We start from the raw sequence: 20,088 nt of genomic DNA, 5'->3' as shown, positions 1-20,088 counted from the left end.
TTAGCACATAAAAGAAAGTAAAGCCCATTGGTGACAATGGGCTTTTTGTGTTTTGGGCTTGGGTTATACCAACTATTTTTCCTACGCTATTTATGTCCGTCCATTACTGACTGTGATTGGTATTACAGGGTAACAGTTTGTGTTTTGTCGATATGCTCAAAGAGTTGTTTGAATGCCAAAGTGAGTTTGTGTTGCGGGAAAAGATGGATTAATGGCGTTTGCTGATAGTGTGACTCTTTCATCTTGATTGAGAGCGGCAAGTAGGGCTGAAGGATGGGTAACCCAAGATCTTGAAGATCATTAACGATCTGTGTTGGGAATTTTGCTTGTGCGTTAAACATATTGACAATGATCCCTTCAACACTGAGTTGCCTATTATGATCTTCGCGTAGTTCAGCGACATTATTAAGTAGGGTTATCAGAGCTTGCTGAGAGAAACTGTCACAATCAAAAGGAATAAGGAGCCGATCTGCGGCAATTAGCGCGGCTTTGCTGTAAAAGTTGAGATTAGGGGGCGTATCTATGTAGATCCGGTCAAAGTCCTCTTCTAGTTCTTTAAGCGCATCACGTAATTTATAGATTTTGTAGCGACGTTCTAACTCGGCTTCAATTTTTTCAAGCTTCTGACTAGAAGGGATAAGGAACAGATTGTCATAAGCGGTTTGTTGGGGGTAACTTTTTATTGGTGTTGAAACCGAAAACCAACCGACAGTTTGATTGAGAAGATCGGCAATGCTTTTATCGTGATTGTTGAGCTCACCGAGCCCGAGGTAATGACTACTATTTCCTTGTACATCAAGGTCAACAAGTAAGGTCTTGTAACCCTGTGCGGCACTGAGAGCGGCGAGATTAGCTGCAATACTTGATTTGCCCACCCCGCCTTTTTGATTGAAAATAACACGACGCATATTTGGGTATCCTGCCTTGGACTATGTTCATACCGAATACGGTACATGACCAATTTATGCGCCGCAATGCTTATTGTAGTAACTCGTGATCCGGTGGTAATAAACGCGATATCCATAAAACAAGTTTATGTTTCATGTTGGGCCCATCTTCTTTATCCGCTGGTAAAGGGGTAATTTGCTGAGCTGCAACAAGAAGTCGATAGATGCATTCCACTTTGTCTTTGGGTGAGGTTGAGCGGTCAAGATCAGCAAATCCTTGCTTTTTGGCGAAAGCCATTCCGAGGGTGATGGCTTGTTTTAGTAATTTGGCCTCATTCTTGATTTTTTTCATCAAGTACATCCTTTTCAAATTATTTGCCCAGTATTTATTACAGGGGTCTATACCCACGTTATCTCACTCTGAACCCTGCATCTTGAGGTTGCTTGGGTATATTGAATATACCATCTAAAGTACCTTGCTGTATCTTAACGTGTTCCGACTTTGATGTTGCAACGCTGGAAGATTTGTTTCCATTGCTCAACATGATTGAGAGTTGCAGTCCTGAAGCGCAGTTGAAGCTCATTGGTAAGATAGTGATTATAGTAACCCTGTAGGTGGAGGTGCTGTTCTAATTGACTTGAGAACAGTTCATTGAGTTTGGGTTGGATCTGGTTGTACTGTGAGTCTAATTTTGCAAGGTAAGGTTGAATATCTTTGGCAAAGAATTTATAGAAAACATTGCTGAGATATTCAGCTTTTTGCTGATTATGGTTTTTGCCGCAAATGATATGTTTCTGCTGGTTTGCCAGCATACCGGTAATGCTATTGAGCCAGACAATCGCGGTTTCCATAGAGTAGATAAGTTGCCCGAAATAGTGAAATGGATGCAGTGTTTGCTGATGGGTGAGTAGCCGTTCAAGTTCAGTGTTTTCGATGTATTTCGCTTTTTCAATTTGAGCGTTGATCAAGGTTAAATATGATATAGCTCCCATGAGTTCATCGAAGCCATAGAATGAGGTTAACGGAAATACTTGGTGGTGAATGACCCATTGTTGCCGCCATTCTTGGCCTGTGGTTAGCATGTTCCAGATATGCAAGGGCAATTGGGTCTGTTTTTGTTTATGAATATCTTGCAGGGTATGAATCAACGTTGAATCTGCGGGTAAGTTTTGGATGCAGTACTGCAAGCCATTGGTGAGCATAATTTCATAGCGGAGTTGTCGTGTTTTATCTTGGACTTTACCCAGGATCGAGTTTCTTTCTGCGATTAAATTAAATAGTCCGCATTTTCTTAGTTCATAGGCATCAATTAAGTTGATCCGAATGTCATCAATCGGGATATACAGGTCTCGTTTATCGGGGAAGGGAATGACATTTGGTTCAGGCAGAGCTGGGGAGGGGATATCGAGAACATTGGCGAGCCTTTGTTGGTATTGCTTCAGGCTGGCAATTGTACTGTTCTGCTCACAGCCACTGAGTATGGCTGAAAGTAGGAGAGCGGAAGAAAAGATAGCTACTTTCTGCCAATGACGTCGGGCAGAATGGAATAGGGTAAAGATAAGGCTCTGTATCGGGTCAGAAATAATGATGCTCCGTTATGCAACATTGTTATAGAAATTATATACCCAAGTAACCTCAATAGGCTTGTTTTAGTGAGAATACATTGATGTCTAATCAAGGTGTAGATTTGATTAGACGGTGGCTTTACGGGAAAATCGAGCCAAAGAAAAGGTGGCCAGAGCCACCTTTAAGAGTCTGTTTTATAAACGATGATTATCGGTGCGACATTGCTAACTGTGCATTGAAATCTTGGCGATGAACCCATCGTAGTCGCGTAGCCAGCATTATGGCTGCCGAGGTCAAGCCAATGATGTTACCAATCCAGAATCCGTGTGGACCCATAGGTTCAATAAACAAACCGGAAATACCTAAGATGTAGCCAATTGGCAATCCCAGAATCCAGTACGCGATGAATGTGCGGATAAAGATAGCTCGCATATCTTTATATCCACGCAGAGCACCGGCCGCGACCACTTGGATGGCATCGGTACATTGGTAGATAGCGGCAAGAAACAGTAGTTGGCCAGCAATGAGGATAACTTCAGGGTTGTCAGTGTACATCAGTGCAATATGCTCACGGAACAGTACTGTTGAAGTTGCAGTGAGGATTGCGATAGTCAAGGCAACGAGTAAACCACAGCGGCTAGCGATCTTCGCTTCGAAGACATTCTCTCGACCGAGCAGATATCCCACTCGGATACTCAAGGCAGATCCCAGACTCATCGGGATCATGAAGATCAGTGATGAGAAGTTACTTGCGATCTGGTGGGCTGCAACTGTGATTGAACCTAGAGGTGAGATCAACAAGGCAATGGCTGCAAACAGAGAAACTTCGAAGAAAATGGAGGCAGCAACGGGCAGGCCAAGTCTGAACAAACGAGTGAGTGCTTTAAGCTGTGGTTTATGCCATTTTTCAAATAGCCCGATACGGTTCAAGTGTTTGTTGAACTTGATATAAACCAGCATCGAGAAAAACATTAGCCAATAGACTAGCGCGGTAGCAACACCACAACCCACGCCGCCCATCGCTGGTGCGCCGAATTTACCGTAAACGAAAATCCAGTTAAGCGGGATGTTTGCCGCAAGGCCGATAAAACCAATCACCATAGCGGGAATGGTGAGTGACAAGCCTTCGGAGTAGCATTTTAATGTTTGGAAAAACAAAAAGCCAGGTACGGCGAAGACGACGGCATGGAGATAACCAATGGTTTTTTCTGCCAAGGCCGGCTCAACATCCATCATGTTGATCAGTACACCTGCGTTGTACAGAATTAACATAATAGGTACAGACATAATCAGGGCCAGCAAAAAGCCGTGCTGAACCTCGAAAGGTATTTTATCTTTTTTCCCAGAGCCGTTAAGGGTTGCCACGATAGGAACGAGAGCGATAAGTAGTCCGACGCCAAATAAAATGGATGGTAGCCAGATACTTGTGGCTACTGAGACTGCCGCCATATCTGTCGCACTCACGCCTCCCGCCATAACAGTATCAACAAAACCCATAGATGTTTGGGCAATAGAGGCTATGAGAACGGGGATCGCAAGTTTTAACAAGTGACGTGTTTCACGTCGGTAATTTTGCACGAGAGAATCCTTTGAATGTACTAAACGCGGGCATTATAGCGGCAAACGTTTACCTTACAATTGTTATGTGTAGTTAGTTCATACAATTGATAAGGCGTATCTCCCAATTACATAAGATGCAGGATTTAGAGTACGTTAAATCATGTATCGAGCTCGCCTTTTATTGCGCTCTCTTCTGTGTAGTGGCTTTGGTATAATGGTGCAATACACATAGGGGGGAATAATTATGTTTACGGGTATTGTTCAAGGGACCGCAGAGGTTGTGGCTATTGAAAAGAAAGAGCAATTTCAAACACACGTCCTTGAATTGAGCGAGTCGATGCGGGATGGTTTGGCGTTGGGTGCATCGGTTGCGCATAACGGGTGTTGCCTTACCGTGACAAAAGTCGATGGGGATCGAGTCAGCTTTGATTTGATGCAAGAAACGTTGGCAGTGACAAATCTGGGCCAGTTAAACACGGGTGATCATGTCAATATTGAACGTGCTGCTCGCTTTGGTGACGAAATTGGCGGCCATTCAATGTCGGGCCATATTAACGCAGTTGTAGAAATAGCCAAGATTGATACAACGCCTAATAACTGTACGATTTGGTTTACCATTCCTGAACAATACCAGAAGTATATTTTACGTAAGGGTTACATTGGTTTAGACGGCTGTTCGTTGACGATTGGCCACGTTGAGGAGGGGCGTTTTTGCGTACACCTTATTCCAGAAACCCTTCAGCGTACATTGTTTGGATCTCGGCAGGTTGGCGATATGGTCAATATGGAAATTGATCCTCAAACTCAGGCGATAGTTGATACCGTTGAACGTGTGTTAGCCCAGAGAGGGTGAGGAAGTATTTAACCAAGTAACCTTCAGCGTTAATTAATCAGTGTTAATCAAATTGGAGGTTACTTGGATTTGGATATAGATGGGTTAAAAAATCTGCTCGTCGTCAGCATCAACAAATAAGTTGATGGTTTTGTGAAGTTCATCAACTTGCATGTTTAGATGGATGGCATGACAGCAGGCAGGGCAGTCATCGTAAAATTCTTGACTACCAGCACTGGCATCGAGAGTAATATGGATATGATGGCCGCAGTGAGGGCACTCGACTGATTTTTCAGAATAATTTTTCATTATCAACTCCTCGAGATGATGCGTTATGGAGAGGTGATTTGATTACCTGACCTTGCAACAAATCTTTTTTCTTCTGTTGATTTAACTTTAGCGATTGCTGTTCGTTTTCGCTCAAAATTAACTGTAAATTTTGACTGGGTAGAGGATTTTGCTATTCAGTTATGAGTGGGGTATCGATGTTGGAAGAAAAGACTAGATGTTTTGATAAAGGCGAATGTCGAGATGAAAAAACATCGGGCAATATTGCCTCAAATTTCAGGCTTTATTGCCTAAAAATAAATGCAGGCGCTTTTTGCTTAGTCCTGCATTCATTGTCATGGAAAAATTAGCACTTAAGCGAAGAAAGTAACTGCGTATTTACTTCGAGCAGCGAGTTAAGTTTTTTGTCAGCGATTGCCCAGCGAGGATCATTCGCGTAGGCGGCGTCGGGAACGGCGATACCTTTCATTTGCGCGGCTTTCGCTGCAAGTAGGCCATTGACCGAGTCCTCAAAAGCAATGCAATGCTGAGGAGCTACACCAAGTGCGTCAGCGGCATTGATATAGACTTCAGGATGGGGTTTGCCATAGCGCAGAGTTTCAGCTGACAGTACCGCGCTGAATTTGTCTTCAAGCGATAGGGCTGCCAATGTTGAGGTTATCAACTGCATGGGTGACGATGAAGCAAGGGCTATTTTTAATCCGGCAGCTTCACAAGCTGCAATGGCCTCGATAACACCAGGCAGCATGGGTTTATGCTCTTTTACTAGCTCTTCAACGCGCAAGACGACCATGTCGGTTACTGCTGAAATGCTATGCTCTTGCCAAGGTTGCTTGGCATACCAGTATTCAACAACCTGATCGATACGCAATCCCATCGTTTGGTGTGTATCTTCAGTGGTAATGTTGACGCCTAGGGATGAAAATATTTCGACTTGGGCTTGTTGCCAGAATGGCTCGGAATCGACCAGCAGGCCATCCATATCAAATACAGCTGCTTGTAACATTGTGCGGTTCTCTGGTAGGGGACTGATATGTAAGTATTGATAAACTAACATAATAACCCTTTATGCCCAAGACTAATCGAGGTATCCTCAGTCGCCAATAAGCCCTAGTTTCCGCATTTCCTGTTCAGCCTGAGTAATGTAGCTACCACCAAATAAGTTACAGTGATTAAGGATATGGTAGAGGTTATACAGGGGCTTACGTGCGATATAGCCCTCGTCTAACGGCCAGATGGATTGGTAGCCGTCATAGAAAGATGTCGGGAAGCCTCCGAATAGTTCAGTCATTGCGATGTCACATTCACGATCCCCCCAGTAACTCGCCGGGTCGAAAATGATCGGACCATCAACGGTTAGCGCCGTATTACCATGCCATAAATCACCATGCAGCAAAGAGGGCTTGGGTTGATGGTGCATCAATAGGTTGATGACTTTGGCTGTGATCGTATCAATGCTGGCAAAGTGGATGCCTTTTTCACTACAAAGTTGTAATTGCCAAGCAATACGTTGCTCGGCGAAAAAACGACACCATTTGCGACGCCATTGGTTAGGTTGAGGGGTCAGGCCAATATAATTGTCCAGATCAAAACCGTATTCGACTTGCTCTCCCCAAGCATGCATATTGGCTAGCTGCTGTCCGAGCTCGAAGGCTGCTTGATCGTTGATTACCTTAGTCGGTAAATAATTCAATATTAGGAAGGATTTATCCTTAGCTGTCCCGATATGGATGAATTGTGGGACTGCGATGCAGTCAGTTTCATTGAGTAAGCGCAAGCTATCGGCTTCAGTTTCGAATGTCGCCAGTTGGTCGCGATCGTTGATTTTCACAAAATAGCGTTCTTGGCCATTTCCTATGCAATAGCAGGCGTTGATGTCACCGCCTTCAACGGGTTCCCGTTCTGTGATTTGAAACGGCTTACCGAGTACCTCGGAAAGTTGGTGTGAAATCGCTTGCCACATAGCATCCTCCACGAAACATCAATCTAGGTGAGGGGAAAATAACCTCTCAAACATAGTAGACTATTTATGGTATTAAGAATTAGGCATTTATCATGCTTTTACCGATGCTGTGCCTTTCATCACGCTTGAATGAGAGTGGACGTACGGAAAATGCCATTATCTTAATGCGTACTTGGCAGTAATCCGGTTGGCATAAGTTGATGAAATTTTGCCTCGGCAACGAGGATGGTGGCTTGTTCTATATCCGGAGCAAAATAGCGGTCTTTGTCGTAGAAGCTGACACGGGCACGTAACATGGACTTGGCTAGTTCTAACCGCGGTGAGCTTCGGTTGGGTAAGCGAAAGTCCAGCCCTTGGCTGGCGGCAAGTAATTCGACCGCGATTATTCCCCGGGTGTTGTCTGTCATATCGGCAAGCCGTCTGCCGGCAAAGGTGGCCATTGATACATGATCCTCTTGATTTGCCGAGGTTGGCAGACTGTCGACGGACGCGGGATGGGCAAGAGTTTTGTTTTCGCTGGCAAGGGCTGCAGAGGTGACTTGTGCAATCATGAACCCGGAATTAACACCGCCGTTATTCACCAAAAATGGTGGCAGCTTGCTTAGATTGCTGTCAATAAGCAGTGCCGTGCGTCTTTCTGATAGACTGCCTATTTCCGCAATAGCCAGAGCGAGGTTATCGGCCGCCATCGCCACCGGTTCGGCATGAAAGTTCCCGCCAGAGAGGATCTCTGTGTCGCCGGCAAAAATAAGAGGGTTATCTGAGACAGCATTGGCTTCGATTCTCAATACCTCCGCCGCTTGGCGAATTTGTTGCAAACAGGCCCCCATGACTTGTGGCTGGCAGCGAAGCGAGTAGGGATCTTGTACTTTGTCACATTGCTGGTGGGATAGGCCTATTTCGCTATGCTCATCAAGAAGGTGACGGTAAGCCCTCGCAGCATCAATTTGGCTTTGGTGACCACGGGCCTGATGTATCCGTTTGTCAAAAGGCTTTCTGCTGCCTAAAGCAGCATCGACAGACATAGCGCCGCAAACCGTTCCGGCAGCATAGAGATCCTCGGTAGCAAAGAGTCCCTCAAGGGCAAATGCCGTGGATGCTTGGGTGCCATTAAGCAAGGCCAACCCTTCTTTGGGGGCGAGGGTCAGTGGGATGAGCCCTGCTATTTTTAGAGCGGCATCACCTTTGATGATCTCTCCCTGGTATCGAGCCTGGCCTTCACCAAGCAGTACGGTACTCATATGAGCCAGTGGCGCGAGATCACCGGACGCACCAACGGATCCTTTTTTGGGAATACAAGGATAAACGTCGGCATTGAGCAAGCGGATAAGAGAATCGACGACCAGAGGCCGGATCCCTGAATATCCACGGGCCAAACTGTTTATTTTAAGTACCATCATCAAGCGGACGGTGTGGTCTGCCATAAAATCACCAATCCCAGCGGCATGGGAAAGGACAATGCTACGCTGAAGAATCTCGAGATCCTTCGCATCGATGTGGGTGTTGGCAAGTAATCCGAAGCCGGTATTGATACCGTATACCACTTGTTCTTCTGCAATTATTTTCTCGACGATTCGGATACTTTCTGCCATTTTTCCATAAGCACTACGATGGAGTGACAGTGTCACGCGATTCCGGCTGACCGTCCGTAATTCGTTCAGTGACAGTTCACCCGGTTTGATTTCTATGTGGGGCATATCATTATCCTTTTGCTTATTTATTCTTTTTTTTCATTAGCATAGGTAAATCAAGCGAGTGCTCCTCTGCGCAGCGTATGGCAATGTCGTAGCCTGCATCTGCATGGCGCATAACGCCGGTTGCCGGATCGTTGTGCAGGACCCGTTGGAGCCGTTGGTCTGCGTCGGTTGTGCCATCACAAACGATGACCATGCCAGCATGTTGGGAAAACCCCATACCAACGCCTCCGCCATGGTGCAGTGATACCCAAGTAGCGCCAGAGGCGGTATTGAGCATGGCGTTGAGTAGTGGCCAGTCGGATACGGCATCTGAGCCATCGAGCATATTTTCGGTTTCGCGATTGGGGCTGGCAACAGAGCCTGAATCGAGATGATCCCGCCCGATCACAATAGGGGCTTTGAGTTCGCCATTCCTGACCATTTCATTGAAAGCTAGCCCGAGGCGAGCTCGATCTTTCAGTCCGACCCAGCATATCCGTGCTGGCAGTCCTTGGAATTGGATCTTTTCTTGCGCCATGTTGATCCAGTGATGGAGTTGGGGGTTGTGAGGGATCAGTTCTTTGACTTTTTGATCCGTTTTGTAGATGTCATCAGGATCGCCGGAAAGGGCTGCCCAACGAAATGGCCCGATGCCTTCGCAGAATAATGGGCGAATATAGGTCGGGACAAAGCCCGGGAAATCAAAAGCATTGGTGATCCCTTGCTCGAAGGCCATTTGGCGGATGTTGTTGCCGTAGTCGACGGTAGCGGAACCGGCTTGCTGCAAAGCGAGCATTGCCTTGACTTGATTCGCCATCGATTGTTTGGCTGCTGCGATGACGGCTGCCTCATTCGTTTTCCTCATTTCCACAGCGTGTTTGAGTGTCCAGCCTTGTGGCAAATAGCCGTTGAGGGGGTCATGGGCGGAGGTTTGGTCTGTGGTACAATCGGGGACAATACCTCGGGCTACAATTTCTTCAAAGATATCAGCAGCATTACCGAGTAAGCCGACAGAAATGGGAGCATCGATATGTTGACTGTGCACGATGAAAGATAGCGCTTCGTCAAGCGAGGTGGCTTTTTTATCGAGGTAGCCAGTTCTTATTCGGTAATCAATACGGGATTCATCGCACTCGACGGCGATCAACGAAAAACCAGCCATCGTTGCCGCGAGAGGTTGTGCGCCACCCATTCCCCCCAATCCGCCTGTGAGGATCCAGCGTCCTCTTGCGTCACCATTGAAATGTTTTCGGGCCATAGCAGCAAATGTTTCATAAGTGCCTTGGATGATCCCTTGTGATCCAATATAGATCCAGCTGCCAGCGGTCATCTGGCCGTACATCATCAAGCCTGCTTTATCGAGCTCGTTGAAATGCTCCCAGTTGGCCCAATGGGGAACAAGGTTCGAGTTTGCGATAAGTACTCTGGGTGCATTGCTGTGGGTTTTAAATACGCCTACCGGCTTGCCTGATTGGATGAGTAAGGTTTCATCAGACTCGAGCCGTTTTAGCACATCGATAATTTTGTCGAAGCATTCCCAGTTGCGTGCGGCTCGGCCTATCCCACCATAGACAACCAAAGCATGAGGATGCTCGGCGACATCAGGATGTAGATTATTCATCAGCATCCGGAGTGGTGCTTCCGTGGGCCAGGATTTTGCGTTGAGCTGTGAACCTGTTGGCGCAAATATTTTTCGGTCTATGTCAAAGCGGTCGCATGAAGGGGGGGAAGTAGGCATAAGAGCTCTCCTTTGCTATCGGCTAAAGGCGCGGGCGATCGTCCAAACTAGCCGCGCGGCCAAGCGTGCGGTCTGACCATCAATGTCAAACCTTGGGTTATATTCGGCGATATCGGCGACCAGTATTTTGCTTTCGCCAGATTGGCTTTTGGCATCAAGAACAATATGGAGTAGCTGGTCGACAACGGTTGGTGGTACACCGTAAGTGGCAGGGGCACTGACACCGGGGGCGGCAGATGCTGGGAATACATCCATGTCGATAGTCAGGTACAGGTAATCAGATTGCTGGATAAACAACGATAGCTTTTCACTAACGGCTGCAATATCACTGGCGTTTAATTCATTATCCTCAACATAGAGCACACCAAGCTGGTCGGCTTTCGAAAATAGTGCTTGGGTGTTACTGGCTCTGCTGATCCCAAGGCATGCATAATGGAAAGGCCAGTTTTGCAGTTCACAAAAGCGGGCTATCTGGTGGAAGGGGGTGCCTGAGCTACCTTGTTCTACCTGAGTTTGAACTGGGGGATTGCGCAAATCAAAGTGGGCATCGAAGTTGATAATCCCCACGGTTGGAGGATGGCATGTATATTCTTGTGCAGTAAGTGGTTCAGGTTGCTGTTTTTGCAACAAGTAGTTGCCTATCCCTTGGAATGTACCCCAAGCCACCTCGTGGCCGCCTCCCAGAACAATGAGTCGGTGACGTTGCCGTAGCGACTGGCAGACATCTTCGCTGAGACGGTATTGTGCAAGGGACAAATTACCGTCATCACATCGGATATCGCCACCATCGTAAATTGGCTTGTTATGGTGCCAAGCCAGATTGGCGAGGGCTCGTCTGATGGATATCGGCGCATCGTAGGCACCGATTCTGCCTTTGTTGCGGGCTACGCCTTCATCACAAGCGAACCCCAGAATCATGATGCCCTCATCGTTGGCATCCTCTGCGGGTTGGATGAGTTGATGCCAATGCAAGCCCTGATCACCGTCTTCGGGATCACTGCGACCTTGCCAAACAGACATATCACTAGGCATATTGTCCTCCAGAATACTGTCCTACGGCCTGTGGGAAATAGTGGCCGTCAACAATACGTGCCGTGAGATCAGGTACGCCTATGCAATAAGAGAGCTCGGCGGGGTGCGAGAGTCGCCAAATAGCCAGATCTGCTGCCATACCAACCCGTATTTCACCTCTGTCATGATCTAAGCCTAGGGCCTTGGCGGCATGAATGGTGACACCACGAAGGCATTCTTCAGGGGTGAGCCTGTAAAGCGTACAAGCCATATTCATAATGGTTCGCAAAGAGGCGATAGGCGAAGTCCCCGGATTGAAATCACTGGCAATCGCCATGGGAACGTCGAGCCTGCGGAGTTGATCGATAGGGGGAAGTTGGGTTTCGCCCAAGAAATAGAAAGCGCCAGGGAGCAGTGTCGCCACAGTGCCGCAAGCTGCCAGTGCCGCGACGCCCTCGGTATCGAGATACTCTATGTGGTCGACAGAATAGGCGCCTAACCGAGCGGCGAGGGCACTGCCACCCATATTTGAAAGCTGCTCGGTATGGCCTTTGATTGCCAGCCCGTAATCTCGAGCTGTTTCGAATACGCGTCGGCACTGCTGGGGTGTAAAAGCGATTTTCTCACAAAATACATCAACAGCGTCAGCAAGACGTTCGTTAGCGACGGCTGGAATAATCGCTTGGCAGATATGGTCGATATACCCATCGGCATTGCCGGTAAATTCAGGTGGGGTAGCATGGGCGGCAAGCAGTGTCGTTACAACTTTGATATCGGCCTGCTGGCCAAGCCTGCGGGCAACTCGCAACATCTTACATTCGTCCGCAAGGGTCAGGCCATAACCTGATTTAATTTCAATGGTAGTTACGCCATTATTCTTGAATCCTTGCAGGCGTTCATTGGCGAGTTGGTAGAGTATTTCCTCGCTTGCTTCACGAGTTGCGCTGACGGTAGCGAGGATCCCCCTGCTTGATTCGGCAATGGTTTGGTAGGACACACCAGAGAGTCGTTGTTCGAATTCACGAGCACGGTTGCCGGCAAAGACAAGGTGGGTATGGCAGTCGATAAGTCCAGGGGTAATGAGCTGTCCCTGAACATCAATTGTGGTGATTGTGCTGGTGGATGACAGCGCCTGCAGGCAACGTTTCTCGTCGCCTATTGCAGCGATAAGACCGTTGTGGATTGCGATAGCCGTTGCCGTGCTTGGGGCGTATCCCATATCCCCCGGTGTTGCAGATGTCAGGTTGGCATTGGTGATTAGCAGTCCCATCACGGTCTCCTTTGCGGGCATATACAAATAATTGAAATTTAATGGGTATATTGAACATAGTTGAAAATTAATCGGGGCAAAAAAACGGTGTTGAAGTTTGTGGGGTTACGCAACTTTCAAGCGACCCCCTTGATTGAAGCGCCTGTATTGGGTAATGGTGTTTTGAATTAATGGGTGCCAAACGGATTAGCGGCAAAAAGGACAAATACGTATGTTCAAGAAAATGATGGCTTCATTGGGTGTTGGTGCAGCAAAGGTTGATACTGTGCTTGAACAAACCAGTGTATTCCAAGGTGAGTCTCTGCGCGGATTGGTCAAGATAACAGGGGGAGATGTCGAGCAGCATATCGACGCGATTACAATTAAGCTCAACTGTGAAATGAAAGTTGAAAGCGACGATAATGGTGTGAGCTATCAGACGATCACCCTCGGACATGTTTGTGCGACGGAACCCTTTGAGATCGGGGTGGGGGAGGAAAGGCATGTTCCGTTTACCCTCCAGTTGCATGATGAAATACCGGTAACGGCCGTTAATGCCCGTTACAATCAGTGCAAAGTCTGGCTGGAAACCGAACTTGATATTGATTTTGCCCTTGACCCGAGTGATCGCGATTATATTGAGATCAAGCCGCTGCCTGTGGTCGAAAAGATAATATCAATTATTGAGCAGGCCGGTTTCGAAATGGTCAAGGCGGATGTGGAAAGCGGCTATTGCCGAGGTAATGGATTTGAATCTGTATCCGGTTGCTATCAAGAGTTGGAGTTTAGTAATGGCGCTTTCTTGGATAAGAAAGAGATTGAGCTGACATTTATCCTTAATGGAAATTATGTTCATTGCCTGACAGAAATTGATCGGCGTTTTAGCGGCGGTGACCAATATCGTTCATTTACTCTATCGCGGTCAGCTACTGAAGGGGAGATCCGCCAAGCCCTGTTACCGACGTTGGGTTTATAATTTCGGCAAATAAGGCGCGTAGCAGTGATCACTGATAAGTGCTTATTGGTGCTTGACATTTCAAGGAGAAAATCCTTTATCCTCCCTGTAAATTAAGATTGCAATATTGCGCTTTATTATTATGCCAATTATTCGCCGCGAACGTAACTCGCGGCGAAATGCGCTTTGCATTATAAAAATGAGCTAGGTACAATTCGGTCTTCGGCACGTTCCGGTATTCGTATTACTGAGTGACGGTTGCCGAGCCTTCATTTTTCTCTTTTCAACATGTGTTGCTTGGTATGCAACACCACTGTAAAGGATATATACATGCCTGTAATTACTCTTCCTGACGGTAGTCAGCGTCAATTCGATAACGCCGTATCTACTATGGACGTTGCAATGTCAATCGGCCCTGGTCTGGCAAAAGCCTGTATCGCTGGTCGTGTAGATGGTGAGCGCGTTGATGCGTGTGATCTAATCGAAAATGACGCAAGCCTTGAAATCATCACAGCCAAAGATGAAGATGGCCTGGAAATCATCCGTCACTCATGTGCTCACCTTCTGGGTCATGCTATCAAGCAGCTTTTCCCTGATGTGAAAATGGCGATTGGTCCAACAATCGACAACGGTTTCTACTACGACGTAGACCTAGAGCAATCGCTGACTCAAGAAGATCTTGACGCGATTGAAAAGCGCATGATTGAGCTTGCTAAAACCAAGTACGATGTCATCAAGAAAAAGGTCAGCTGGCAGGAAGCACGTGATACGTTTGAAGCACGTGGTGAAACCTACAAGATGGAAATTCTAGACGAGAACGTTTCACGTGACGATCGTCCAGGTCTTTACCATCACGAAGAATACATCGACATGTGTCGCGGTCCACACGTTCCTAACATGAGCTTCTGCCAGCACTTTAAACTGCTGAACGTTGCTGGTGCTTACTGGCGTGGTAACAGCGATAACAAGATGTTGCAGCGTATCTACGGTACAGCATTTGCCGATAAGAAAGCCCTGAAAGCTCACCTGACTCGCCTTGAAGAAGCCGCTAAGCGTGACCACCGTAAACTAGGTAAGCAACTTGACCTGTACCACATGCAGCAAGAAGCACCTGGTATGGTATTCTGGCACCACAACGGCTGGACTGTATTCCGCGAGCTAGAAGTTTTCGTTCGTGACAAACTGAACGAATACGGCTATCAGGAAGTTAAAGGTCCTCTAATGATGGACCGCGTTCTTTGGGAACGTTCTGGTCACTGGGACAAGTACGCAGAGAACATGTTCACGACGTCTTCTGAAAACCGTGAATATGCAATCAAGCCAATGAACTGTCCGGGCCACGTTCAGATCTTCAACCAAGGTCTGAAATCATACCGTGATCTGCCATTGCGTATGGCTGAGTTCGGTTGCTGTCACCGTAACGAACCATCAGGTGCGCTTCACGGCCTGATGCGTGTACGTGGCTTCACACAGGATGATGCACACATCTTCTGTACTGAAGGTCAGGTACAACAAGAGGTGACATCTTGTATCAAGATGGTTTATGATACCTATCAGACATTTGGTTTTGATAACATTGTAGTTAAGCTATCAACTCGTCCAGAGAAGCGTGTTGGTTCTGACGAAATGTGGGACAAAGCTGAATCTGACCTGAAACTTGCTCTTGGCTCTATGGATATCCCATATGAAATTCAAGAGGGCGAGGGTGCGTTCTACGGTCCTAAGATCGAGTTTACACTGCACGACTGTCTAGATCGTGCTTGGCAGTGCGGTACAGTTCAGTTAGACTTCGCACTACCTGAGCGTCTAGGCGCTACTTACGTAGGTGAAGATAACGAGCGTCATACGCCTGTTATGATCCACCGTGCTATCCTTGGTTCTCTAGAGCGCTTTATCGGTATTCTAATCGAAGAGTACGCGGGCTTCTTCCCTACTTGGTTGGCACCACAGCAGGCTGTTGTAATGAATATTACTGATAGCCAAGCGGAATATGTACAACAAGTAGTCGAAAAACTTCAAAAATCTGGAATTCGTGTCAATGCGGACTTGAGAAATGAGAAGATTGGCTTTAAAATCCGCGAACATACTTTGAAGCGTGTACCTTACATGCTTGTCTGCGGTGACAAAGAAGTCGAAGCAGGCGAGATTGCAGTACGTACTCGCAAGGGTAAAGATTTGGGTAAATATAAGATTGACGATCTTGTTGCTTTCTTGCAGCAGGATATTAGCAGTCGCACACTCAATGTTGTGGAGGAATAAGGTATTAAAGGCACAAAAAGAACCCAAGCACCAGCTAAGCAGAATGCACACCGTCTAAATGGCGAAATCCGCGGAGTACGCGAAGTGCGTCTGACTGGTATTGATGGTGAGTCAATCGGTGTTGTTTCTATCGAAGAAGCAATGGAAACTGCTCATGAGGCTGGTGTCGATCTGGTTGAAATCAGCCCTAATGCCGAGCCACCTGTTTGTCGTGTGATGGACTATGGTAAGTACCTGTTCGAAAAGAGCAAGGCTGCTAAAGAGCAAAAGAAAAAGCAGAAACAAATCCAGGTAAAAGAAGTTAAATTCCGTCCTGGTACAGACGAAGGCGATTATCAGGTAAAACTGCGCAACCTGAGTCGCTTTTTAGAAGAGGGCAACAAGGGTAAAGTCACACTACGTTTTCGTGGTCGTGAAATGGCCCATCAGAGTCTTGGTATTGACCTTCTAAACCGTATTAAAGAAGACTTGATCGACCTAGCGGTTGTAGAAAGCTTCCCTAATAAGGTTGAAGGTCGTCAAATGACGATGATGCTTGCCCCTAAGAAGAAGTAATTACGGCATTCAAGTAGCATAAGGCGCTGCTTAGCTGCAGCGCTTTTTGTTCGCCTGATTACTATGTTATTAACATTCAACAATGCGGAGTCTCATCATGCCTAAGATGAAATCCAACAAAGGTGCTGCTAAGCGTTTTAAGAAAACTGCTGGTGGTTTCAAGTTTAAGCACGCAACTAAGCGTCACATCCTGACTAAACGTACTACTAAGAACAAGCGTCAGCTACGTCCAAATGCAATCCTTCCTAAGTGTGAAGTGGCTGCAGTTGCTCGCATGCTTCCGTTCGCTTAATAGTTTTTCAGTATTTACATTTAATTAGTTAGGAGTCTCCTATGCCTCGCGTAAAACGTGGTGTACAAGCGCGTGCACGTCACAAGAAAGTTCTAAAACAAGCTAAAGGTTACTACGGTGCACGTTCACGTGTTTACCGCGTAGCTTTCCAGGCTGTTACTAAAGCTGGTCAATACGCTTACCGTGACCGTCGTCAGAAGAAACGTACTTTCCGTCAACTATGGATTGCACGTATCAACGCTGCTGCTCGTCAGAATGGTATGTCTTACAGCCGTTTGATCAACGGTCTGAAGAAAGCGTCTATCGAAATCGATCGTAAGATCCTTGCTGATATCGCTGTATTCGACAAAGCAACTTTCACAGTGCTTGTTGAGAAGGCAAAAGCTGCTCTGTAATTTTACAGTTTAGTTTTTACGGAAAAGGAGAGCTTCGGCTCTCCTTTTTTCATTTTTACCATTTATCCCAAGACCCATATCATTCCCTTCATGCCTTGAAGCTGTCTTGTCGTCTTTCTAGATTCGCCTGTAGCTCGAACCCCTGTAGCTCAAACTAATGCTTTCTCCCAATTCTGCATATTGGGGAGAACTCGGGTATACAAATCTACTCTTTGATGAGATACCAACATATTCACATCGCTCTGTGTATTTGTGCCATTCGATCGTATGGTACCCGTTGTGATGGCTTTCACGCTTAAGCTGGTGTACTCACATGCGTTTATATATTCCCCTTAGCACCTGTCATATTTCATGCAAGATATCGCAAAGCAGGTTTGTGCTTCTATGCGAATTGTTTTCACTTAACTACTGGTACCGCCACTAGCTGAAGTAGGGGGTATTCAAATTGGCGACTGCGCCGATGATAGGTGCGTTAAATGAAAGCTAAATCGAGGGATTGACGTGAAACAAATGACAAAGACACCGTTGGCACTGGCTTGTGCTGCAATATTGACAATGAGTGGGGCTATTAATGTAGGAGAGATCAGTGCGGGAGAGAGCGGTGCTCAACCGGGAATGGTCGCTCCGGCGATAGTGGGGGGAGATCTTGCCCAGACCAGTCAATGGGGATTCTATACCCAGTTGGTAACGCGTAATGGAAATCGCCCTTTTTGCGGGGCTAGTTACCTAGGGGATGGTTATGTGCTTACGGCTGCCCATTGTGTAGCTGGGGATATACCAAGCCAGCTTGCTGTAAAGGTTGGGGGATTTCAATACAACGGTATGGATGGCCAGCGGGCCAATGTGGCGAATATTTATGTACACCCCAATTACAACCGCGGGACGTTAACGAATGATATTGCGGTTTTGAAGCTGGATCGTGAGCTGCCTACGGCGACCAAAGTCGAGATAGCTGCTGGTGCATTGTCACAATATGCCGTTGCAGGTGATATTTTGAGTGTAGCCGGGCTTGGGCGTTTGCAGGAAGGGGGGAATACACCATCGCACTTGATGTCGGTAGATGTTCCCTTAGTGACAGATTCTGTCTGTCGGCAGGCCGGCGGTAACTATAGCACTATCGGTGAGGTAAGTTTTTGTGCTGGCATACCTCAGGGGGGCAAAGATGCCTGCCAAGGTGACAGTGGTGGTCCGATAATTGTTAATCAAGGGGGGATTATAACTCAGCTTGGTGTGGTGAGCTGGGGTATTGGCTGTGCAAGGCCGGGTAAATATGGTGTATATAGCGATATTGCAGCATTGCGTGGTTGGCTGGATAGCGTGAGATCAACCCCGACTGATACGGTTACTGTGGGTTATGAAACCACGAAGCAATTAGCCAGCTTTAAACTTGGTGAATTGGTATCGCATCGATTTACGGTGAAAAATAGCGGTACTGTGCCATTTACAGTCACGACGGCGAGTCTATCAGCAAGCGGCGTAGCGACGAAGCCGGTTGTTGTGAGTGATGGTTGTAGCCAGACATCGTTGACGAGCGGAAGTGCCTGTCAGGTTGCTATTGAGTTTGGTGCGAGCAACGTTGGGCAAGCAACGGTAACCTTGGCATTTGAAATCGATAAAACGAACACCGTTTACCAGTCTGTTGTACAGGCACAGGTGAGCAATAGCGGGCAGACAGGAAATTGCGCCAATGAATGGCAAGCAGGCCAAGTATACAATAAGGGGGATGTCGTGTTCTGGCAAGGCTCCTTATGGCAGGCGCAGTGGTGGAATCAAGGGGCAGATCCTGCTCAGTCAGGGCCTTGGGGCGTATGGCAGCAGGTGAATGGCAATGGGTGTGATAACCCTGATCCAACCCCCGATCCTACTCCTGAGCCACCCGTACCTGTGCCGACACCTGATCCTGAGCCAACACCGCCTGTTGGTGGCAATGCTTACGTTGCCGGCGGTAGTTATCAGCCCGGTGATATTGTCACCCATAACGGAGCATCCTACCAATGCCGAGCGTGGCCGAATGGCCTCTGGTGTTCGTCAAGCCCTGTGCATTATGAGCCGGGACGTGGGGTCGTGTGGCAAGATGCCTGGACGCGGTTCTAAATGTATTGTTGCGGGGGCAGGCTTGTTTGCGTCAAGGCCAGTGTGATCTCATTGCGCCGGATCTGGTTTTTTGCTGTCAATATGAATGTATTGCTAGCAAGCGGGTCGGTGATTGCCTGACGTAAAGGAGACTTTAATAGCTGCGTACTATCAGCGATGCGAGTGTCGATAGTACGCAGTATTTTCTCTTGGCCTGCCAGCTGGCGGGTGATTTTATCGAGATCTTTTCCTACGTGCCGATGATGGTGTATTAAGTCCGTGTATTCTTTAGGTTTGGTACTGGCAGTGGCCGCTGCTTGCTCAATCTGATTGGCGGCTAGTTGTTGTTCTTGCTGGCGTGTTGTGACCATTTCTGCTCGTTGCTCTATTTTGTGTATGAGTATGCTTCGCAGCAGCCGGAGCTGCTGCAATTGCTTGGCCAGCGAGTGTACTGTGATATTGAGCGTAGAGTCTTGCTGATACCTCATGACGGTTTAATCACCGATATCGTTAAGGATTTGCGCTGTTTTGGCTTCTTCAATTTTATTGATAAGACGATGTGATTCCGCATTGTCCCGCACAGCTTTACTTAGGGTAATCGTGGCACTGACAAGAAATAAGCTGCAGATGCTGTAGTAGCCTTTGATAAGCAGGTCGCCCGGTAGTTTGATGATACTGATCGTCATAGCAATTACGGCAATGATAAAGGTCGCTTTCGCATAAACTAGCCAGTATTTATCTTGTTGTTGGAACATAATCTATCTCCTTGATAAGTTTGTTTGAAAATG

The 20,088-nt window shown here is 47.1% G+C and carries 20 protein-coding genes; 7 read left to right on the top strand and 13 right to left on the bottom strand.

What is annotated here, in order from left to right; all coding sequences use genetic code 11:
• Positions 1-122: 122 nt before the first annotated feature.
• The 4 genes from ACSF8X_RS11175 to ACSF8X_RS11160 form a co-directional block, all read right to left on the bottom strand.
• Complete coding sequence (locus tag ACSF8X_RS11175; protein WP_047880566.1) at positions 123-908, bottom strand: ParA family protein; 786 nt, start codon at positions 906-908, stop codon at positions 123-125.
• A gap of 70 nt (positions 909-978) precedes the next feature.
• The gene (locus ACSF8X_RS11170) at positions 979-1,239 is read right to left on the bottom strand and encodes a DUF5062 family protein (protein WP_047880565.1); all 261 of its coding nucleotides are present in this window, start codon (positions 1,237-1,239) and stop codon (positions 979-981) included.
• A gap of 134 nt (positions 1,240-1,373) precedes the next feature.
• Positions 1,374-2,330 carry a DUF3080 domain-containing protein gene (locus tag ACSF8X_RS11165; RefSeq protein ID WP_500851184.1) on the bottom strand — a complete coding sequence of 319 codons (957 nt, stop codon included), beginning with the start codon at positions 2,328-2,330 and terminating at the stop codon, positions 1,374-1,376.
• A 331-nt stretch (positions 2,331-2,661) separates the two neighbouring features.
• Positions 2,662-4,032: an MATE family efflux transporter gene (locus ACSF8X_RS11160; RefSeq protein ID WP_500849969.1), complete on the bottom strand. Its 1,371-nt coding sequence runs from the start codon at positions 4,030-4,032 to the stop codon at positions 2,662-2,664.
• Between the two features lie 226 nt (positions 4,033-4,258).
• Here ACSF8X_RS11160 and ACSF8X_RS11155 point away from each other — a divergent pair, with 226 nt between their 5' ends.
• On the top strand, positions 4,259-4,867 hold the full coding sequence (locus tag ACSF8X_RS11155) for a riboflavin synthase subunit alpha (RefSeq protein WP_500849968.1): 609 nt from the start codon (positions 4,259-4,261) through the stop codon (positions 4,865-4,867).
• 84 nt (positions 4,868-4,951) lie between these two features.
• On the opposite strand, the gene ACSF8X_RS11150 is transcribed toward ACSF8X_RS11155, so the two are convergent.
• From ACSF8X_RS11150 to hutI, 7 genes are all read right to left on the bottom strand, one after another.
• Positions 4,952-5,155, bottom strand: coding sequence for a CPXCG motif-containing cysteine-rich protein (locus ACSF8X_RS11150; protein WP_047880561.1), 204 nt, complete (start codon positions 5,153-5,155; stop codon positions 4,952-4,954).
• Between the two features lie 325 nt (positions 5,156-5,480).
• Positions 5,481-6,140 (bottom strand): hexitol phosphatase HxpB, encoded by a 660-nt coding sequence (gene hxpB, locus ACSF8X_RS11145; protein ID WP_047880560.1) that lies wholly within the window; start codon positions 6,138-6,140, stop codon positions 5,481-5,483.
• An 87-nt stretch (positions 6,141-6,227) separates the two neighbouring features.
• On the bottom strand, positions 6,228-7,097 hold the full coding sequence (locus ACSF8X_RS11140) for a fructosamine kinase family protein (protein ID WP_047880559.1): 870 nt from the start codon (positions 7,095-7,097) through the stop codon (positions 6,228-6,230).
• 161 nt (positions 7,098-7,258) lie between these two features.
• The gene (gene hutH / locus ACSF8X_RS11135; RefSeq protein WP_500849967.1) at positions 7,259-8,794 is read right to left on the bottom strand and encodes a histidine ammonia-lyase; all 1,536 of its coding nucleotides are present in this window, start codon (positions 8,792-8,794) and stop codon (positions 7,259-7,261) included.
• A 16-nt stretch (positions 8,795-8,810) separates the two neighbouring features.
• On the bottom strand, positions 8,811-10,511 hold the full coding sequence (hutU, locus tag ACSF8X_RS11130) for a urocanate hydratase (protein WP_500849966.1): 1,701 nt from the start codon (positions 10,509-10,511) through the stop codon (positions 8,811-8,813).
• 15 nt (positions 10,512-10,526) lie between these two features.
• Positions 10,527-11,543 carry a formimidoylglutamase gene (hutG, locus tag ACSF8X_RS11125; protein ID WP_500849965.1) on the bottom strand — a complete coding sequence of 339 codons (1,017 nt, stop codon included), beginning with the start codon at positions 11,541-11,543 and terminating at the stop codon, positions 10,527-10,529.
• Complete coding sequence (gene hutI / locus ACSF8X_RS11120) at positions 11,536-12,792, bottom strand: imidazolonepropionase (RefSeq protein ID WP_500849964.1); 1,257 nt, start codon at positions 12,790-12,792, stop codon at positions 11,536-11,538. Before hutI ends, hutG begins: the two co-directional genes overlap by 8 nt.
• Before the next feature lie 211 nt (positions 12,793-13,003).
• Between hutI and ACSF8X_RS11115 the strand changes: the two genes are divergently transcribed.
• From ACSF8X_RS11115 to ACSF8X_RS11090, 6 genes are all read left to right on the top strand, one after another.
• Positions 13,004-13,747 (top strand): sporulation protein, encoded by a 744-nt coding sequence (locus tag ACSF8X_RS11115; protein WP_500849963.1) that lies wholly within the window; start codon positions 13,004-13,006, stop codon positions 13,745-13,747.
• Positions 13,748-14,056: 309 nt separating this feature from the next.
• Entirely contained in the window at positions 14,057-15,985 is a 1,929-nt protein-coding gene (gene thrS, locus ACSF8X_RS11110) for a threonine--tRNA ligase (protein WP_047880553.1), read from the top strand.
• A 3-nt stretch (positions 15,986-15,988) separates the two neighbouring features.
• The gene (gene infC / locus ACSF8X_RS11105) at positions 15,989-16,540 is read left to right on the top strand and encodes a translation initiation factor IF-3 (RefSeq protein WP_047880552.1); all 552 of its coding nucleotides are present in this window, start codon (positions 15,989-15,991) and stop codon (positions 16,538-16,540) included.
• Between the two features lie 97 nt (positions 16,541-16,637).
• Entirely contained in the window at positions 16,638-16,832 is a 195-nt protein-coding gene (gene rpmI / locus ACSF8X_RS11100) for a 50S ribosomal protein L35 (protein WP_036832349.1), read from the top strand.
• A gap of 41 nt (positions 16,833-16,873) precedes the next feature.
• Complete coding sequence (gene rplT, locus ACSF8X_RS11095) at positions 16,874-17,227, top strand: 50S ribosomal protein L20 (protein ID WP_005367388.1); 354 nt, start codon at positions 16,874-16,876, stop codon at positions 17,225-17,227.
• 510 nt (positions 17,228-17,737) lie between these two features.
• A complete protein-coding gene (locus tag ACSF8X_RS11090; protein ID WP_500851183.1) occupies positions 17,738-19,321 on the top strand; it encodes a trypsin-like serine protease in 1,584 nt (527 codons plus the stop codon).
• On the opposite strand, the gene ACSF8X_RS11085 is transcribed toward ACSF8X_RS11090, so the two are convergent.
• Both ACSF8X_RS11085 and ACSF8X_RS11080 read right to left on the bottom strand, forming a co-directional pair.
• Entirely contained in the window at positions 19,318-19,788 is a 471-nt protein-coding gene (locus ACSF8X_RS11085; protein WP_500849962.1) for a hypothetical protein, read from the bottom strand. The two genes, ACSF8X_RS11090 and ACSF8X_RS11085, sit on opposite strands and share 4 nt — an antisense overlap.
• 6 nt (positions 19,789-19,794) lie before the next feature.
• Positions 19,795-20,055 (bottom strand): YiaA/YiaB family inner membrane protein, encoded by a 261-nt coding sequence (locus ACSF8X_RS11080; protein ID WP_047880551.1) that lies wholly within the window; start codon positions 20,053-20,055, stop codon positions 19,795-19,797.
• Positions 20,056-20,088: the final 33 nt, after the last annotated feature.

The sequence above is a fragment of the Photobacterium panuliri genome, from assembly GCF_059920555.1.
Note: the sequence above shows the minus strand (reverse complement) of the source record. Positions and strands in the feature narration are given on the sequence as shown.

Excerpts from the sequence above, each read along its gene's own strand:
- hutU (WP_500849966.1), bottom strand. The coding sequence starts at position 10,511 with ATGCCTACTTCCCCCCCTTCATGCGACCGCTTTGACATAGACCGAAAA.
- ACSF8X_RS11150 (WP_047880561.1), bottom strand. The coding sequence starts at position 5,155 with ATGAAAAATTATTCTGAAAAATCAGTCGAGTGCCCTCACTGCGGCCAT.
- ACSF8X_RS11115 (WP_500849963.1), top strand. The coding sequence starts at position 13,004 with ATGTTCAAGAAAATGATGGCTTCATTGGGTGTTGGTGCAGCAAAGGTT.
- rplT (WP_005367388.1), top strand. The coding sequence starts at position 16,874 with ATGCCTCGCGTAAAACGTGGTGTACAAGCGCGTGCACGTCACAAGAAA.
- rpmI (WP_036832349.1), top strand. The coding sequence starts at position 16,638 with ATGCCTAAGATGAAATCCAACAAAGGTGCTGCTAAGCGTTTTAAGAAA.
- hutH (WP_500849967.1), bottom strand. The coding sequence starts at position 8,794 with ATGCCCCACATAGAAATCAAACCGGGTGAACTGTCACTGAACGAATTA.
- ACSF8X_RS11090 (WP_500851183.1), top strand. The coding sequence starts at position 17,738 with ATGACAAAGACACCGTTGGCACTGGCTTGTGCTGCAATATTGACAATG.
- ACSF8X_RS11175 (WP_047880566.1), bottom strand. The coding sequence starts at position 908 with ATGCGTCGTGTTATTTTCAATCAAAAAGGCGGGGTGGGCAAATCAAGT.
- hutG (WP_500849965.1), bottom strand. The coding sequence starts at position 11,543 with ATGCCTAGTGATATGTCTGTTTGGCAAGGTCGCAGTGATCCCGAAGAC.
- ACSF8X_RS11085 (WP_500849962.1), bottom strand. The coding sequence starts at position 19,788 with ATGAGGTATCAGCAAGACTCTACGCTCAATATCACAGTACACTCGCTG.
- ACSF8X_RS11170 (WP_047880565.1), bottom strand. The coding sequence starts at position 1,239 with ATGAAAAAAATCAAGAATGAGGCCAAATTACTAAAACAAGCCATCACC.
- hxpB (WP_047880560.1), bottom strand. The coding sequence starts at position 6,140 with ATGTTACAAGCAGCTGTATTTGATATGGATGGCCTGCTGGTCGATTCC.
- ACSF8X_RS11155 (WP_500849968.1), top strand. The coding sequence starts at position 4,259 with ATGTTTACGGGTATTGTTCAAGGGACCGCAGAGGTTGTGGCTATTGAA.
- hutI (WP_500849964.1), bottom strand. The coding sequence starts at position 12,792 with ATGGGACTGCTAATCACCAATGCCAACCTGACATCTGCAACACCGGGG.
- ACSF8X_RS11080 (WP_047880551.1), bottom strand. The coding sequence starts at position 20,055 with ATGTTCCAACAACAAGATAAATACTGGCTAGTTTATGCGAAAGCGACC.
- ACSF8X_RS11140 (WP_047880559.1), bottom strand. The coding sequence starts at position 7,097 with ATGTGGCAAGCGATTTCACACCAACTTTCCGAGGTACTCGGTAAGCCG.
- thrS (WP_047880553.1), top strand. The coding sequence starts at position 14,057 with ATGCCTGTAATTACTCTTCCTGACGGTAGTCAGCGTCAATTCGATAAC.